The sequence below is a fragment of the Streptosporangium saharense genome (genome assembly GCF_014203715.1).
GTDB classification, from domain to species: domain Bacteria; phylum Actinomycetota; class Actinomycetes; order Streptosporangiales; family Streptosporangiaceae; genus Streptosporangium; species Streptosporangium saharense.
Genome location: NZ_JACHJP010000003.1, coordinates 622,516 through 638,427, shown reverse-complemented (window position 1 = coordinate 638,427; position 15,912 = coordinate 622,516). Strand labels below are relative to the sequence as shown.

The following is a 15,912-nucleotide window of genomic DNA, read 5'->3' as shown; positions in this document are numbered from 1 at the left end:
TGTTTCATCCCTGTGCGTCAGGTTAAGGTCCTGCTTATGAGAGTCCTCGCGATCGTGCTCGCCGGTGGTGAAGGTAAACGGCTGATGCCGTTGACGGCTGACAGGGCCAAGCCCGCAGTACCTTTCGGGGGGATATACCGGCTCGTCGACTTCGTGTTGTCGAACCTGGCCAACGGCAACTATCTGCAGATCGTGGTGCTGACGCAGTACAAGAACCACAGTCTCGACCGGCACATCTCCCAGACCTGGCGGCTGACGTCCATGCTGGGCAACTACGTGACCCCGGTGCCTGCGCAGCAGCGGCTCGGCCCGCACTGGTTCTCCGGTTCGGCCGACGCGCTGTTCCAGAACCTGAACCTGGTCTACGACGAGATGCCGGAGCACGTCATCGTGTTCGGGGCCGACCACATCTACCGGATGGACCCCCGGCAGATGGTGGCCCAGCACATCGACTCCGGCACGGACGTGACGGTCGCCGCGATCAGGCAGCCGCTCTCACTGGCCGACCAGTTCGGCGTGATCGAGACGGATCCGGCCGGGCGCAGGATCGTGGCCTTCAGGGAGAAGCCGAAGGACGCCGTCGGTCTTCCCGACGCGCCGGACCAGGTGTACGCCTCGATGGGAAACTACGTCTTCAGGACGCAGGCGATGCTCGAAGCGCTGCGGGAGGACGCCCTTGATCCCACCAGCAAGCATGACTTGGGCGGAAATATCATCCCAATGATGGTCAAGGCGGGAACTGCTCAGGTTTATGACTTCGCGGACAACGTCGTGCCCGGCTCGACCGAGCGGGACAAGGGCTACTGGCGGGACGTGGGAACCCTCGACGCCTACTACGAGGCCCACATGGACCTCATCTCGGCGCACCCGGTCTTCAACCTCTACAACACCCAGTGGCCGATCTACACCGGCCACGACCCGCTGCCCCCGGCCAAGTTCGTGCACAACGACGGCGACCGGGTCGGGCGGGCCGTCGACTCGCTCGTCTCCGCCGGAGTGATCGTCTCCGGCGGTCTCGCCGAGCGCTCCGTCCTGTCCCCCGGCGTGGTGATGCACTCCCACTCGCGGGTCGAGGACTCGGTGCTGATGGGAAACGTCAAGGTCGGGCGGGGCGCCATCGTCCGCAAGGCCATCATCGACAAGAACGTGGTCATCCCGGACGGCGCCAGGATCGGTTTCGACCTCGAATACGACCGCAGCCGTTTCGCGGTGACCCAGAACGGCATCGTGGTCATCGGCAAGAACGAGATCGTCGAGCGTTAGGGTCCCGCGCGCCGCTCGACGGCGCGCGGGAGCGCCGTCACGTCAGTTCAGCTCAGGGGACCGGGTGGGAAGCCGGTCGAGGATGGCCTGGAACATGGCGGCGTTGGTGGCGGCCATCTCGTCCATCCGTCCTTCGAGCCGGTCGAAGCGCCGGTCCATCTGTTCGAGCCGTCCCTCGACGGCCTCGAACCTCTTGTCCATGGCCTCGAAGCGCCGGTCCATCAGGTCGAGCCGTCCTTCGATGGCCTCGAACCGCCGATCGATCGCCTCGAACCTCCTGTCGATCGCCTCGAAACGCCTGTCGATGGTCTCGAAGCGCTCGTCGATCGCGGTGAGACGGTCGTCGATCGCGACGAAGCGCCGCTCGACGGCATCGAAGCGCTCGCGCATCTCGTCGCGGAGCAGGTCCACCTTCGCGTTGACCTGCTCAACGCGCTGCTCGACCCGCTCGACCCGCCGCTCGACGCGCTCGACGCGCCGCTCGACCTGCTTGAGCCCCTCGGCCAGCAGGTCGACCCGGTCGGTCAGCACGTCGAGCTTCGTGTAGACGGGCGTCAGCGCCTCGTAGGCCCGCATCGATGCCTGCTGTCCGCACCTTGTGCTGAGCACGATGAAATCCTCCTCCAGGCGGGTGACCCGGTCCTCGATGGTTGGAGTGGACATGGGGGGCTCCGTACGTCGTCGTTCAGCGTAGTCCGGCCACGCCGGCGAGGGTGGGAAGTGGAGGGGAAGGCCTCGCGGGTCTCAGCTTGGCCGCTCCCGAAGCGCCGCGCGGCCACTTTTTCCAAGATCCTCTTCTCTCACACCGCCCCACTGACCTGCGAAAAAGGCATATGTCCGGTCACCCCATGCCAGTGATCGCAATATTTCTCGTTGACGGAGTGAGTACTCACTCCGCATCATGAAAGCCATGAAATCCGATGATCCGCCTCGACGGCGGGCGCCGGGCATGAGCCAGGAGCGACGGCGAGAGATGATCGTCATGGCCGCGCTCCCCCTCGTCGCGGAGTACGGCGCCGCGGTCACCACCGCGCAGATCGCCAAGGCCGCCGGGATCGGCGAGGCCACCGTCTTCAGGGCGTTCACCGACAAGGACGAGCTGCTCGACGCCTGTGTCGCCGAGGCGCTGCGCTCCGACCACGTGCTCGAACAGCTCGCCTCCGTCCCCCTCGACCAGCCGCTGACCGAGCGGCTGGCGGAGGCGGCCGACGCCATGCGGGCGCACATGACGCGGATCGGCTCGGTCCTGGGCGCCCTGCACGCCTCGGGGCGCCGCTCCCGCGGCCCCCAGCCACGGGAGCTTCCCGACCGCGCCACCTCCTTCAGGGCGACCCGCGAGGCCCTGACCGAGCTGTTCGAGCCCGACCGTGACCGGTTGAGGCTGCCCCCGGAACGGCTCGCCGCGCTCTTCCTCAGCCTGATGTTCGCCGGTGCCCGGGGCGCGGCCGGCGATCCCGAGTCGAGCATCACCGAGGTCGTGGACGTGTTCGTCCACGGCATCCTCAAGTGAAGAGAGGCCAGCGATGACCGTCACCCTGAACCACACCATCGTCCCCGCCACCGACAACAGCCGGGCCGCCCGGTTCCTCGCCGGCGTCATGGGGTTGGAGTGCCTGCCGCCCGCGGGCAGGAACGGCCACTTCGTCCCGGTGCGGGTCAACGGCTCCCTCACCCTCGACTACATGACGGTCGAGGAGCCCCACCCGGTCCATCTGGCCTTCGACGTGGACCCGGCGACCTTCGACGGTGTCCTGGCCCGGCTGCGGGCGCAGGGCGTGCCGTACGGCAGCCGCCCCGACGCGCCGGACAATGGCAGGATCGACCACCCGCTCTGCCCGCGCGGGCTGTTCTTCAGCGACGACAACGGCCACCTCTACGAGGTCATGTCCCCCGAGTAGCCGCGGCTCCACGGGAAGCGCGCGGGCCTGCCCTCAAGGAAGGCCGCGATCCCCTCTGCCTGTTCCTCACGGGAGCGTGACTGCCACTCGCGCACGCGTGTCTCGGCGTCCCCGCCCGCCACGATGTCGCCGATGATCTCCTTCGTCGCGGTCAGGGTGAGCTGGGAGCGACCCGCGAAGGTGCGGGCCAGGCCGTACACGCGCTCCCCCAGTTCCCTGGGCGGGTGGACCTCGTCGACCAGGCCGGTGCGCAGCGCGGCCGGGGCGTCCACGAGGTCGGCCGAGTAGAGCAGGAGTTTGGCGGCCGAGGGCCCGACGAGGCCGACCAGGCGGCGGGTCGCGCTCAGCGGGTAGACGACGCCGAGCCTGGCCGGGGTGATGCCGAAGCGGGCGTCCTCGGCGGCCAGGCGCAGGTCGCAGGCCATGGCGAGCTGGCAGCCCCCGCCCACGCAGAAGCCCTCGATCATCGCGATCGTCGGCTTGGGGAAGGCCGCCAGGGCCTCCTCGGCGACGGCGGTCAGGCCGGTGTCGTCGCCCGCCTCGGCCAGTCCGGCGATCTCGGAGATGTCCGCCCCCGAGCAGAAGGTGCCGTCCGCGCCGGTGAGGACGAGGACGCGTACGGCCGGGTCGTCCACCAGCGGCGCCAGGATCGTGGGCAGCGCCCGCCACATCTCCACGGTCATGGCGTTGCGCTTGGCGGGGCGGTTGATCCGCAGGGTCGCGACATGACCGTCGGCGGACAATTCGAAACCATTGAAGATCTCCACGAGTTAGATTCTTCCGGGACGTTCTTCACGGAACGCCAACGCCCCCCGAACATGAGAGGCCGGATGCCAGTGCGGCTGAAGCGTCCCTTCCTGAGGTTGAGCCCCGCGGAGCGCCGGATCTGGGACGCCTACCCCACGGGCGCCTGGGTCGATCTGCGCAGCGGGGACGACGAGACCGACGACCCGGCCAACGGCGCCGGTTGGGGGCCGGAGCGCACGGTCAGGGCCGAGGTCGTCGCGGCGCTGCTGTTGGGCGCGCGGCAGCCGGAGCCGGGCAGGAGCGCCGGGCTGCGGCTGGCCGGCGCCCACATCACAGGCGTGCTGGACGTCTCCGACGCCACGCTGACCGGCAAGCTGCACATGATCAACTGTTACCTGCCGGGAGGCGTCTCCCTGGTCGACACGGTCGCCGTCGGGGTACGGCTGCGCGGATGTGAGATAGCGCGGATCGGGGCGGCCGGGTGCACGGTCAACGCCATGCTCGACCTCGACGGCTCGACCGTCCACAGCGGCATCCGGCTGGACAACGCCCACGTCAAGGGGCAGATCAGGTTCGCGGGGCTGCGGCTGGGCATCGGGGAGGCCGCCAGGGTCCCGGACGGCACGCCCAAGGACGTGCGCAGGAAGCTGTCCGAGGAGGAGCTCAGGGAGCGGGGGCACCGCTACGGGCAGTGGGCGCTGTGGGCGGGCGGCCTGACCGTCGAGGGCGGCGCCTTCATGCGGGACATGCGGGTCAGCGGCGGCCTGCGGATCATCGGCGCGAAGTTCCTCGGCGGGATCTACCTGCAACGGTCGGTCATCACCGCGACGGGCCCCTACGCGATCCAGGCGGACTTCATGGAGGCCGGGGCCGCCGAGCTCAGCAGCGGCTTCCAGGCGACCGGCACGATCAGGATGCGCAACGCGCGCGTCAACGGCGTCCTGTCCTTCGACGGGGCGTCGTTGCGGGCCCCGGGCCGGGTGCTGCACCTGAGCCACGCCCAGTTGGACGAGCTGATCCTGCGGCCCGCCTCCATCGAGGGCGAGGTCAACCTCGCCTACTCCCGCATCGGCGTGCTGCTGGACGCCCCCGCGGACTATCCGGACGGGGTGTATCTCAACGGCCTCGTCTACGAGGCGCTGCGCGGCTCGGCCTGGAGCGTCGCCGACCGGCTGACCTGGGTGGACAAGGACCCCTACGGCTACCGACCCCAGCCGTACGAGCAGCTTGCCGCGTGGTTCCGCAAGATCGGCCACGAGCAGGACGCCCGGCGGGTGCTGCTGGCCAAGCAGCGGCGGCGACGTCACACGCTCAGGCCCGCGGGCAGGACCTGGGGCAGACTGCTGGACCTCCTCGTGGGGTACGGCTACCGCCCCTGGCTCGCCGGGCTGTGGGTCGCGGTGCTGCTGGCCGCGGGCACCGGGGTCTTCGCCTCGGTTCCCCCGACGCAGATCGATCCCGAGGAGGTGAGGGTCTTCCAGCCGTTCGTCTACACGCTGGACCTGCTGGCCCCGGTGAGCGTCTTCGAGCAGCGGGGGGCGTGGGATCCGGTCGGCTGGACGCGGTGGCTGGCCTGGACGCTGATCGCCTCGGGCTGGATCCTGGCCACCGCGCTGATCGCGGGCGCGGCCAGGGTGCTGCGTCCCGGCCCCTCGTCCTGATCCGGCGGGTCAGGTCATGTCCACCCTGAGCCGGGGAAGCGCCTCCGGATACCGCTCCCTGACGTACTTCACCAGGTGCTCGCGCATGTCGCACTTGAGGTCGAAGGCGCTCGGCGAGTCGGCGGCGCTCATCAGCGCCCGCAGTTCGAGCAGCCCGTTCGGCAGGGTGTCGGTGACCTGGAGGGTCCAGTCCTTCTGGTCCCACAGCGGGTGCTCACGCAGGGCCCGGTACAGCTCGACGCGCAGTTCCTCGACGGGGACGGTCCAGTCGATCCTGAACATCACCGCGCCGATCACCCGGCTGGTGTGCCTCGTCCAGTTCTCGAACGGGTTGGTGGTGAAGTAGGAGACCGGGAGCACCAGCCTGCGCTCGTCCCACAGGCGCAGCACCACGTAGGTGAGGCTGAGCTCCTCGATCCGTCCCCACTCCCCCTGCACGACCACCACGTCGTCGAGTCTGAGCGCGTCGCTGAAGACCAGTTGCAACCCGGCCAGCAGGTTGCCCAGCATCGACTGGGCGGCGATGCCGACGACGACGCCCACGATGCCCGCTGAGGCGAGCAGTCCGGCGCCCAGGGCGCGCACCTGCGGGAAGGTGAACAGCATGGCGCCCATCGCCAGCAGGATGACCACCGCGGAGGCGACCCTGCGGACCAGGGTGATCTGGGTGCGGATCCGCCTGGCCCGCCGGTTGCGCTCCCCCTCGACGGTGACGAGGCGGTCGAGGACCACGTCGGTGACGGCGTAGGCGGCCTGGATCGCCAGCCAGGTGACGCACCCGATCATGAAGAGGGTGATCGTCCGCTCGATCGCGTCCTCGACCGTCCCCTCCGCCATTCCGGGCCGGTAAAGCGTGTTGGCGGTCGCCACGGCCGCCAGGGCGAAGGCGGGCCAGGTGCAGCGGCGCACGAGTGGCCCTGCCAGGACCCACCGCTCGCCGATCAGCCTCCAGCGCAGCGCCCGCCGTACCATCTCCACGCAGGCGATGGCGGCCAGCATCGAGGTGATCAGGATGATCCATCTGGACACGGACGGTCTTCCCCCCTGACGGTCGCTTTGCCGGGTGGATGCCCCGGGACGCCCGGCCTATTCCGCATACCCCGCCAAAAGCGACACTTCCCTCAACTGCTATCTGATAGGCCGAAATCCTCCAGTCGAACCGGACCTGGGGGGTTGGGTGGAAACCCAGGAACGGCATGTCTAGTGCCGCCCGGCGCAACCGCCCCGGCAGTTGGTGTCGGAGGCGCTCAGCACCCCGAGTTCGTTGAGGACCGCGCGGGTGCGGTGGGTCTCCGTGACCAGCCACTGGCGGAAGTCGTCACCGCTCAGATAGGCCCGGTGCCAGCCGTTGGCGGCGCACACGGCCTGCCATCGGGACGAGGCGTCGATCCGGTCGCACAGGGCGACCGCCTCGTCCCGGTCCTCGGGGGTCATCGCGCGGGGGCCGAGCACCCCGCACCAGTCGGCGTACTCGACGCGCACCTCCCGCTCCATCAGCGTCGGCGCGTCGATGCCGTCGATCCGCTCCCCCGAGGAGACCGCGAGCGGCAGCAGGCGGCCGGTGGCGATCCTCGGCAGCAGGGAGCCCGCGGAGCCGAGGAGCGCGGCCACCCGGCCCTCGTCGAGCGCCTCGACGGCCTCGGACTCGGTCGGGTAGCCCGCGTAGTCCAGCAGCCTGACGTCAACGCCGAGGCATTTGCCGATCATGCCGTAGAGCACGTGGTCGGATCCGCCCGCCGTCCCGCCCCCGACCACCAGCTTCGCCGGGTCGCGGCGCAGCGCCGCGGCGAAGTCCTCGAAGGTCCGCAGCAGGGAGTTGGGGGAGACGGCCAGGACGGCCCAGTCACCGGCCAGCCTGGCCAGCGGGGTCGAGGCCGCAAGCACGGAGTCCGCGTCCGCGGTCTCGCCACCCGCCAGCATCGGCATCCCGGCGAGGAACACCCTGCCGTCGCGCGCGAAGGGTCCCCTGAGGGCCGCGAACGCGGTCAGCGCGGCCATCCCCGACGCCCCTGCGCTGCTCACCTCGACCGCCCCGGCCATGCCCTCCCCGGTCAGGATCGCGGCCAACGCGCGGGCGGCGTGGTCCCAGCGCCGCCCACGGGCGACCGGCGCGACGATGGTCAGCCTGCCCGCGCGCCCTGTTCCCGGAGCGCTCATGTCACCGCAGCCCCCGGCGACCATGACCCCCAGCGCGAGCGCGAGGAATCGCCTACGGTGCATAAGCGTCCCTTCCACCGAGATCCCCCAGATCTCTCGATACCCCACGTTACAGATATGTCACTTTCTGCAACACAATTGGGGCATCAGGGATGCTTCGTGATCACTCCACGGTGACGCTCTTGGCGAGGTTGCGCGGCTTGTCCACGTCCCGACCGAGCGCGACGGCGGCGTGGTAGGCGAACAGTTGCAGCGGGATCGACAGCAGGATCGGGTCGAGCTCGATCTCGTTCCTGGGCACCACCAGGCAGTCGTCGGCCAGCCTGGGGTCGGCCTCGCGGTGCCCGACCATGAGCACCCGCCCGCCCCGCGCGCGGATCTCCCCCAGCGTGGTGAGGTTCTTGTCCAGCAGCTCGTCGTCGGGGACGATCGCCACGGTCGGCATCTCGGGGCCGATCAGCGCCAGCGGCCCGTGCTTGAGCTCACTGGCCGGGTAGGCCTCCGCGTGCACGTAGGAGACCTCCTTGAGCTTCTGCGCGCCCTCCCTGGCCACCGGGTAGCCCCTGACCCTGCCGACGAACATCATGCTCGGCGAGTCGGCGTACTTCCCGGCCAGCTCCTTGATCCGGGGTTCGAGGGTGAGGATCTCCTCGATCTGGCCGGGCAGCGCGCGCAGGCCCTGCACGATGCGGCGGCCGTCGGCGGGCGACAGGTCACGCACCCGCCCCAGGTGCAGCGCGAGCAGCGCGAAGGCGACCGCGGTCGAGGTGAAGGCCTTGGTGCTCGCCACCGAGACCTCGGGCCCGGCGTGCAGGTAGACGCCGCCGTCCACCTCCCTGGCGATGGCGCTGCCGACGGTGTTGACGATGCCGAGCACCCGGCCGCCCTTGCGCTTGAGCTCCTGGACGGCGGCCAGGGTGTCGTAGGTCTCCCCCGACTGACTGATCGCCACGTAGAGGGTGTCCGGCTCGACGACCGGGCTGCGGTAGCGGAACTCGCTGGCGGGCTCGGCGTCCGACGGGATGCGCGCCAGCTCCTCGATGAGCTGGGCGCCGATCTGGCCCGAGTAGTAGGCCGAGCCACATCCGATGATCTTGACCCGGCGGAAGGAGCGGCTCTCCCGCGCGTCCATGTTGAGACCGCCGAGGTGGGCGATGTGGAAGCGGTCGTCGAGGCGCCCGCGCAGCGTCCTGGCCACGGTCTCCGGCTGCTCGGAGATCTCCTTGAGCAGGTAGTGCTCGTAGCCGCCGGTGTCGTAGTGCCCCGCCTCCCAGTCGACGGTCAGCGGCTCCTTGGCCGTCTCCCGCGCGTCGCTGGAGAAGGTGTTGAAGCCGTCGGCCTTCAGCACCGCCAGCTCGCCGTCCTCCAGGTGCACCACCTGACGGGTGTAGCGGACCAGGGCGGCCACGTCGGAGGCGGCGAACATCTCCTTCTCGCCGATGCCCAGCACGATCGGGCTGCCGTTGCGCGCCACGACCACCTCGCCGGGGCGCTGGGCGTCGACGACCGCGACGCCGTAGGTGCCGACGACCCGCTTGAGCGCGGCGCGGACCGCCTCGGCCAGCGATTCGGCGTCCTCGACGGTGCGGGCGATCAGGTGGGCGAGCACCTCGGTGTCGGTCTCCGACAGGAAGACCGCGCCGTCGGCCTCCAGCTTGGCCCGCAGCTCGTCGGCGTTCTCGATGATGCCGTTGTGCACGACGGCGATGCGCTCGTCGGCGGACAGGTGCGGGTGGGCGTTGACGTCACTGGGCGCGCCGTGGGTCGCCCAGCGGGTGTGCCCGATGCCCAGCGTGCCCTTGAACCTGGCGGGCACGACGGCCGCGAGATCGGCGACCCTGCCCTTGACCTTGCGCATCTTCAGGCCCCGGTTGGAGACCACCACGCCGGCCGAGTCGTAACCGCGGTATTCGAGGCGCTGCAGCCCCTCCAGCAGGATGGGGGCCGCGTCCTTCGGCCCCACGTAGGCCACGATTCCGCACATCTGACCGCTCCTTACCCGTAGACGATCCGGCGCAGCTGGCGCAGGGAGAGTTCCGGTGCGGCGACACGGCGGGAGTCCAGCTCGGCGGCGATCCTGGGGAAGATCGCGTCGTTGACCAGCCCCCTGGACTTGAGCTCGGCGTGACGCCGCCGGACGAACTCCTCGGTTGACTCGGAGAAGTAGGCCAGCACGTCCGCGACCACCCGCGCCGCCTCCCCCGGGCCGAGCGCGCTCGTCCGGGTCAGATGGGCGATGAGGTCCTCGTGGGGATGCCATGCCGTCGACACAGAGGAGGACCATACGCATCCATGTTGGTGTTTACCAAGTTTTCTGCCCGATTCCGGGCAGAAAACATTGCCGGGGATCTCCCTCCACCCGGCCATAAGACAATCGGTAATCTCTCATAACTCTGAGTAGTGATCTGGCCGGAAGGGAACCCTCATGCGCCGTCTGCCAGGGATAGCGTTCGCCGCCGCCCTCACACTGGCGGCTCCGGCACCCGTCTGGCAGGCCCCGCCGTACGGGACCCCGCTGCGGGAGGCTTTCACCCTGGCGGCCAGGGAGTACGGCGTGCCGGAGAGGGTGCTGCTGGCCGTGTCCTACATGGAGTCGCGCTGGGACGCCAACCGGGGGCTGCCCAGCGTCGCGGGTGGCTACGGCCCCATGCACCTGGTCGACGGCCAAGCCGTCACGACCGGCGGTCACCGGGACGCCGAGGGCGATCCCCGGGGCGACGAGAGCAGGCCGTACCGCGTCATGATCCGGGACGTCACGCCCACCCCGCCCGAGGACACCCTGCGGCGGGCCGCCGAGCTGACCGGGACCGACCCGGACGTGCTGCGGACCGACCCGGCCGCCAACGTCAGGGCGGGGGCCGCGCTGCTCGCCGACCACCATCGGCGCCTGGGAGGCGGGGCCGGGTGGTACGCCGCCGTCGCCCGCTACCCGGGGCCTGGAGAGACCGGCGCGGGCAGGGCCTTCGCCGACGCGGTCTACGCGACGATGCGCACCGGAGCCACCCGGGTGACCGACACCGGCGAACGGATCGTCCTGCCGCCAACGCCCGGCCTGGCACCGGCGGAGACGGGGACACCCGCGCTGCGCCGGATGCCGGGCGCCGTGACGCCCGACTGTCCCCGGGAGATCTCCTGCGAGTGGATCCCCGCCGCCTACCGGCGCACGAGGAACGGCGGCCACGGCAACCACGACCGCTACGACGGGCGCCGCCAGATCGACTACATCGTCATCCACGACGGGGAGACCTCCTACGACGCGATGACCAGGCTGGTGAAGAACCCCGACTACCTGAGCTGGCACTACACCGTGCGCTCCGCCGACGGATACGTCGCCCAGCACCTGCGGTGCGACGACATCGGCTGGCACGCGGGCAACTGGTACTTCAACTCCCGGTCCATCGGCATCGAGCACGAGGGCTACCTCGCCAAGGGAGCCTGGTTCACCGAGGCGATGTACCAGGCGTCGGCCAGGCTGGTCGCCTACCTGGCCGGGCGCTACGACATCCCCCTCGACCGGGCGCACATCCTCGGCCACGACAACGTGCCGGGCACCACCCCGCAGACCGTGCGCGGCATGCACCAGGACCCCGGTCCCTACTGGGACTGGGCCCACTACTTCGAGCTGCTCGGCCACCCGCTGACCGCCGCGCGGAACCGGGACGCACGCTCGGTGATCATCAGGCCCGACTACGCCGTCAACCAGCCCTACTTCACCGGCTGCGCCTCCTCCGGCGACTGCCCGCCGAGGAGCGCCGCCTCGGTCTGGCTCCACAGCGCCCCCTCCGAGGAGGCTCCGCTGGTCAGGGACGTCGGCAGGCACCCCGACGACGACTCGACCTACAGCGTCTACGACCACGCGGCCCGCGCCTCGACCGGTCAGCGCTACGCCCTGGCGGGCCGCGAGGGTGACTGGACGGCCATCTGGTATCTCGGGCAGAAGGCCTGGTTCCACGATCCCGCCGACGCCCCGGTCTCCGTGCCCGCCTCGGGCCGCCTGGTCACCCCGAAACCCGGCCGCTCCCCCGTCAGGCTGTACGGCAGGGCCTACCCCGAGGCCTCCGCCTACCCCAGGGGCGTGTCCGCGCAGCAGGTGGTCCCCCTGCAGTACTCCCTGCCCGCCGGGCAGTTCTACAGCCTGGGCCTGACGACACGGAGCTCCTACCTGCGCTCGGCGGCCACGGCCACGGTCCGGCACCGGGTCGTCAGGGGGGACGCGCGCTACCGGCAGATCCAGTTCGGCCACCGGGTGATGTTCGTCCGCGCCGCCGACGTCCAGGTCGTCTCATCCTGACGATCTTCCGTACACCGCCCTGGTTGCGCGCATCCGCCCGCCGAAGGCGCTAGAGTTTTCCCCGTGCACCGGACATCGTCCGGCTGTTACGCGGAAGTGGCTCAGTGGTAGAGCATCACCTTGCCAAGGTGAGGGTCGCGGGTTCGAATCCCGTCTTCCGCTCCGGCAGGCCCGCGAGGGCCTGACTGGTGGAGTGGCCGAGAGGCGAGGCAACGGCCTGCAAAGCCGTGTACACGGGTTCAAATCCCGTCTCCACCTCAGTGCACCGACATCGGAGCCTCCGGGATCCGGTAAGGTAGCGCGAGCGGCCGAGGGGAAACCCGAGGCGGTCACGCGGAAGTGGCTCAGTGGTAGAGCATCACCTTGCCAAGGTGAGGGTCGCGGGTTCGAATCCCGTCTTCCGCTCTGAGGTTCCCCGAGGACGATTAGCTCAGCGGGAGAGCGCTTCCCTGACACGGAAGAGGTCACAGGTTCAATCCCTGTATCGTCCACCGCACCACGAAGCCCCGGCCTTTTCGAAGGACCGGGGCTTCGCGCGTTCCCGCCTATATCTATGTATTTCCTACTTGTTTGGTTGCTTTTCTGGGCTCGCGGTGTTTCGATGGCGATCAGTGAAGGGCGTCGAAAGCGAGGCACCATGGGTCACCAGGAGGGCAGGAGACTGCTCACCGACGAGCTGCTCGAAGGGGCCGCAAAGCGCGCCCCCGACTACGACCGGGACAACGTCTTCTTCACCCAGGACTTCGAGGAGCTGCGGGACCTCGGATACCTCGGGATCGCCGTGCCGGAGGCCCTCGGCGGGCACGGCTTCACCCTGCCCGAGGTCGCGCTCGAACAGCGCAGGCTCGCCTATCACGCGGGACCGACCGCGCTCGGCGTCAACATGCACCTCTACTGGACCGGTGTGGCCGCCGACCTGCACCACGCGGGGGACGACTCGCTGGACTGGCTGCTGCGCGAGGCCGCGGCGGGCAGGGTGATCGCGGCCGGGCACGGCGAGGTAGGCAACGACCTGGGACTCGGATACTCCGTGGTCAGGGCGGAGCCGACCGGCGACGGAGGCTACCGCTTCCACGGCCGCAAGACCTTCACCTCCCTGTCGCCCGTCTGGGACTGGCTCGGCATCCACGCCCTGGACGACAGCGACCCGGACAACCCCAGGGTCGTGCACGCCTTCGTCCGCCGTGAGGACCCCGGATACCGGATCGAGGAGGTGTGGGACACGCTGGGAGCGCGGGCGACCAGCAGCCACGACACGATCCTGGAGGGCGTCGAGGCCGCGGCGCCGTACGTCACGCGGGTGCTGCCCGCGGGGCCGACGGACGACCCGTTCGTCGCGAGCATCTTCGGGTGGGTCTTCCCGCTGTTCGGCAACGTCTACTACGGCATCGCCCAACGGGCCCTGGACCTGGCCGTCGCGGGTGTCGGGCGGGCCACGTCCCTGGAGCTCGGGGGCAGGCCCCTTGCCGAGCATCCGCTGGTGCAGTGGAACGTCGCCGAGGCGGCGCTGAGGCTGCAGGCCATCGAGGCCCAGATCGACATCGTGGCCCGGGACTGGGCGCTGGGCGCCGACCACGGCGCCACCTGGCCCGCCAGGCTCTTCGGCGCCAAGTACAACGCGGTCGAGGGTGCCAAGGAGGTCGTGGACCTGGCCCTGCGGATCGCGGGCGGCGGCGCGTTCTTCCGCAGGAACGAACTCGAACGCCTCTACCGCGACGTCAGGGCGGGCGGTTTCCACCCGCCGAACGCGAACCTGGTCCACGACGTCGTCGGCAAGACGGTCCTCGGGGTCCTCTGAGCAGCCGGAACGCGGCCTCGCCACACCGATCGAACTTCACCGTCGCGTTTCACACGCGGCCCTTACCGCCGAGGAGGCACCATAGAGAGACACATAACGTGAAAAACGGTTGATCGCCGCGTTCGTCAGCCGTGGCCGGAAGGGGCGAGCCTGTGCATCGCGTGGTGGTCGATCCGGAGGTCCCGGCGGACGTTGCCAGCCTCATGCGCCGGAACGGACACCTGCTCTCCCGGTTCAGATCCGGCTGGAACCCGGAACCTGACGGCGCCTCACGGGTTCCCGCGGTGATCATCGCCGCCTTCGGCGCCACGATGCTGGCGGGACTGGCCGGCACGCTCCTCGTGGGCGTCCCCCCGGCCTTCTCCATCACCGCCGCCATCATCTGCCTGACCGTCCTGGCCACCGTCTACCTGGCGACGAAGCCCGCCCCCGCCGACTCGATCGAGCGGGTCCTGTACCGGCACGCGCGGCACTACCGGGGCGGCTACCTGATCATCGAGGACTTCGACCACGGCGCCAGGCAGTTGCTCGGCCGGGCGCAGCGGGCGATCGACCACATCCTGCGCTCCCGGGTCAACGTCATGGGCATGCTCGACAGCGTGCGCAACGCGGTGATGCTCCCGGCCGAGGAGTGGGAGATCGCCCGGCTGCTGACCAAGCTGTCCGCACTGCGGGCCAGGCACCGTCATATGGCCCGTGGCGGCAGGACTCCCGAGGTCGCCGCCGCGATGGCGCCGATGGAACGGGCCCTGGCGGCCAGTGAGGCGGCCGTCGTCGCGCGGGTCGAGGCGCTCGAACGGTACGCCGCCCACGTGACGCAGGCCGACCACGCCCTCGTCTCGCAGGGCCAGATCGAGGTGCTGCGCGCGCAGCTGCCCGAGTACGAGCAACTGGTCGCCGAGACGGGTGCCGCCCGCTTCCTCGCCCCGGAGATCGGCAACCTGAGCGACGACGCCGAGCAACTGCGGCGCGCCCTGCGCGACAGCCTCCGCTCCGCCCACGAGGCCTTCCGCCACCTCGACGGCCCCATTCCCGGCCAACTCCCCTGAAACCGATATCTCTCCTACCATCTGGGTACCTTTCTCAACATGAGCGGACAACCAGTGCTGTTGTATGACGGCGACTGCGGCTTCTGCATGGCCTGCATCAGGTTCGCCGAACGCAGGATCGGCCTTCGCGCCCGCCCGGTCCCCTGGCAGTCCGCCGACCTGGCCGCCTTCGGCACCACGCGGGAGCGCGCCGAACGCGAGGTCCTGTGGGCACAGGACGGCCGGCTGTACGGCGGCGCGCAGGCAGTCGCCCGGGTGCTGATGGCCGCGGGGAGACCGTGGAGCCTGGCCGGGCACGCGCTGCGGGTCCCGCCGCTGCGCTGGATCGCCCACTGGGGCTACCGGATCGTCTCGGTCAACCGTCACCGGCTGCCGGGCGGCACCCCCGCCTGCGCCCTGCCCGCGGAGCGGCGATGACCGTCCTGCTCACCGGGTTCGAGCCGTTCGACGGCTCCTCGGTCAACCCGTCCTGGGAGGCGGTCAAGCTCGTCCAGGGGGTGCGGGCCGTACGACTGCCGTGTGTGTTCGGGGAGGCGCTTGACCGGCTGCGGGCCGCGGTGTCCGAGCACGACCCGTCGGTCGTCGTCTGCGTCGGGCAGGCGGGAGGCAGGCCGGACGTCGCGGTCGAGCGGGTGGCCGTCAACCTCGACGACGCCCGCATCCCGGACAACGCGGGACGGCAGCCGATCGACGAGCCCGTGATCCGCGGCGGCCCCGCGGCCTACTTCGCCACGCTGCCGGTCAAGGCGTGCGTCGCAGCGGCCAGGGCGGCCTCGGTGCCCGCGAGCGTCTCGCAGAGCGCCGGGGCGTTCGTCTGCAACCACCTCTTCTACGGCCTGATGCACCTGATCGCCACCGAAAGGCCCATGGTGCGCGGCGGGTTCGTGCACCTGCCGTTCACCCCGGAGCAGGCCCTGGGGCGCGGCGTGCCGTCCATGCCCTCGGCCACGGCGGCGACGGCGCTGACCGCCATCGTGACCGCCGCCGTCTCCGTCGGCGACGACCTGCGCCTGGTCGGCGGCTCCCTGCACTGAGCCGATCTACAGCG

At 70.2% G+C, this 15,912-nt stretch carries 15 protein-coding genes and 4 tRNA genes; 13 read left to right on the top strand and 6 right to left on the bottom strand.

The genetic code is table 11. From position 1 onward, the window contains the following. Positions 1-12 precede the first annotated feature (12 nt). A complete protein-coding gene (gene glgC / locus FHS44_RS18910; protein ID WP_312863719.1) occupies positions 13-1,263 on the top strand; it encodes a glucose-1-phosphate adenylyltransferase in 1,251 nt (416 codons plus the stop codon). 42 nt (positions 1,264-1,305) lie between these two features. Here the strand turns inward: glgC and FHS44_RS18905 are convergent, their stop codons facing one another. After that, on the bottom strand, positions 1,306-1,926 hold the full coding sequence (locus tag FHS44_RS18905) for a hypothetical protein (protein WP_184716357.1): 621 nt from the start codon (positions 1,924-1,926) through the stop codon (positions 1,306-1,308). A gap of 247 nt (positions 1,927-2,173) precedes the next feature. Between FHS44_RS18905 and FHS44_RS18900 the strand changes: the two genes are divergently transcribed. After that, complete coding sequence (locus tag FHS44_RS18900) at positions 2,174-2,773, top strand: TetR/AcrR family transcriptional regulator (protein WP_246435617.1); 600 nt, start codon at positions 2,174-2,176, stop codon at positions 2,771-2,773. Positions 2,774-2,786: 13 nt separating this feature from the next. Further along, positions 2,787-3,161: a VOC family protein gene (locus tag FHS44_RS18895; protein WP_184716355.1), complete on the top strand. Its 375-nt coding sequence runs from the start codon at positions 2,787-2,789 to the stop codon at positions 3,159-3,161. Here the strand turns inward: FHS44_RS18895 and FHS44_RS18890 are convergent. Further along, positions 3,137-3,928 (bottom strand): enoyl-CoA hydratase/isomerase family protein, encoded by a 792-nt coding sequence (locus FHS44_RS18890; RefSeq protein ID WP_312863718.1) that lies wholly within the window; start codon positions 3,926-3,928, stop codon positions 3,137-3,139. The genes FHS44_RS18895 and FHS44_RS18890 overlap by 25 nt on opposite strands. Positions 3,929-3,991: 63 nt before the next feature. Between FHS44_RS18890 and FHS44_RS18885 the strand changes: the two genes are divergently transcribed. Further along, positions 3,992-5,569: a hypothetical protein gene (locus tag FHS44_RS18885; protein WP_184716353.1), complete on the top strand. Its 1,578-nt coding sequence runs from the start codon at positions 3,992-3,994 to the stop codon at positions 5,567-5,569. A 9-nt stretch (positions 5,570-5,578) separates the two neighbouring features. Here FHS44_RS18885 and FHS44_RS18880 read toward each other — a convergent pair whose 3' ends face one another. From FHS44_RS18880 to FHS44_RS18865, 4 genes are all read right to left on the bottom strand, one after another. After that, positions 5,579-6,598 carry a mechanosensitive ion channel family protein gene (locus FHS44_RS18880; RefSeq protein ID WP_184716351.1) on the bottom strand — a complete coding sequence of 340 codons (1,020 nt, stop codon included), beginning with the start codon at positions 6,596-6,598 and terminating at the stop codon, positions 5,579-5,581. Positions 6,599-6,769: 171 nt separating this feature from the next. Further along, a complete protein-coding gene (locus FHS44_RS18875) occupies positions 6,770-7,789 on the bottom strand; it encodes a tripartite tricarboxylate transporter substrate-binding protein (protein WP_184716349.1) in 1,020 nt (339 codons plus the stop codon). Between the two features lie 100 nt (positions 7,790-7,889). Beyond that, complete coding sequence (glmS, locus tag FHS44_RS18870; protein WP_184716347.1) at positions 7,890-9,710, bottom strand: glutamine--fructose-6-phosphate transaminase (isomerizing); 1,821 nt, start codon at positions 9,708-9,710, stop codon at positions 7,890-7,892. A gap of 11 nt (positions 9,711-9,721) precedes the next feature. Further along, entirely contained in the window at positions 9,722-9,997 is a 276-nt protein-coding gene (locus FHS44_RS18865) for a hypothetical protein (RefSeq protein ID WP_184716345.1), read from the bottom strand. A 154-nt stretch (positions 9,998-10,151) separates the two neighbouring features. On the opposite strand from FHS44_RS18865, the gene FHS44_RS18860 reads away from it, so the two are divergent. From FHS44_RS18860 to pcp, 9 genes are all read left to right on the top strand, one after another. Beyond that, a complete protein-coding gene (locus tag FHS44_RS18860) occupies positions 10,152-12,017 on the top strand; it encodes an N-acetylmuramoyl-L-alanine amidase (RefSeq protein ID WP_184716343.1) in 1,866 nt (621 codons plus the stop codon). A gap of 90 nt (positions 12,018-12,107) precedes the next feature. Next, positions 12,108-12,179 (top strand) — tRNA-Gly (locus FHS44_RS18855). A gap of 25 nt (positions 12,180-12,204) precedes the next feature. Beyond that, positions 12,205-12,275, top strand: a tRNA-Cys gene (locus FHS44_RS18850). Positions 12,276-12,350: 75 nt separating this feature from the next. After that, positions 12,351-12,422, top strand: a tRNA-Gly gene (locus FHS44_RS18845). A 14-nt stretch (positions 12,423-12,436) separates the two neighbouring features. After that, positions 12,437-12,508, top strand: a tRNA-Val gene (locus tag FHS44_RS18840). 146 nt (positions 12,509-12,654) lie between these two features. Then, positions 12,655-13,815 (top strand): acyl-CoA dehydrogenase family protein, encoded by a 1,161-nt coding sequence (locus FHS44_RS18835; RefSeq protein WP_184716341.1) that lies wholly within the window; start codon positions 12,655-12,657, stop codon positions 13,813-13,815. A gap of 152 nt (positions 13,816-13,967) precedes the next feature. Further along, positions 13,968-14,864: a hypothetical protein gene (locus FHS44_RS18830; RefSeq protein WP_312863717.1), complete on the top strand. Its 897-nt coding sequence runs from the start codon at positions 13,968-13,970 to the stop codon at positions 14,862-14,864. Positions 14,865-14,903: 39 nt separating this feature from the next. Then, positions 14,904-15,281, top strand: coding sequence for a thiol-disulfide oxidoreductase DCC family protein (locus FHS44_RS18825; RefSeq protein ID WP_184716339.1), 378 nt, complete (start codon positions 14,904-14,906; stop codon positions 15,279-15,281). Beyond that, entirely contained in the window at positions 15,278-15,898 is a 621-nt protein-coding gene (gene pcp, locus FHS44_RS18820; protein WP_184716337.1) for a pyroglutamyl-peptidase I, read from the top strand. Before FHS44_RS18825 ends, pcp begins: the two co-directional genes overlap by 4 nt. Positions 15,899-15,912: the final 14 nt, after the last annotated feature.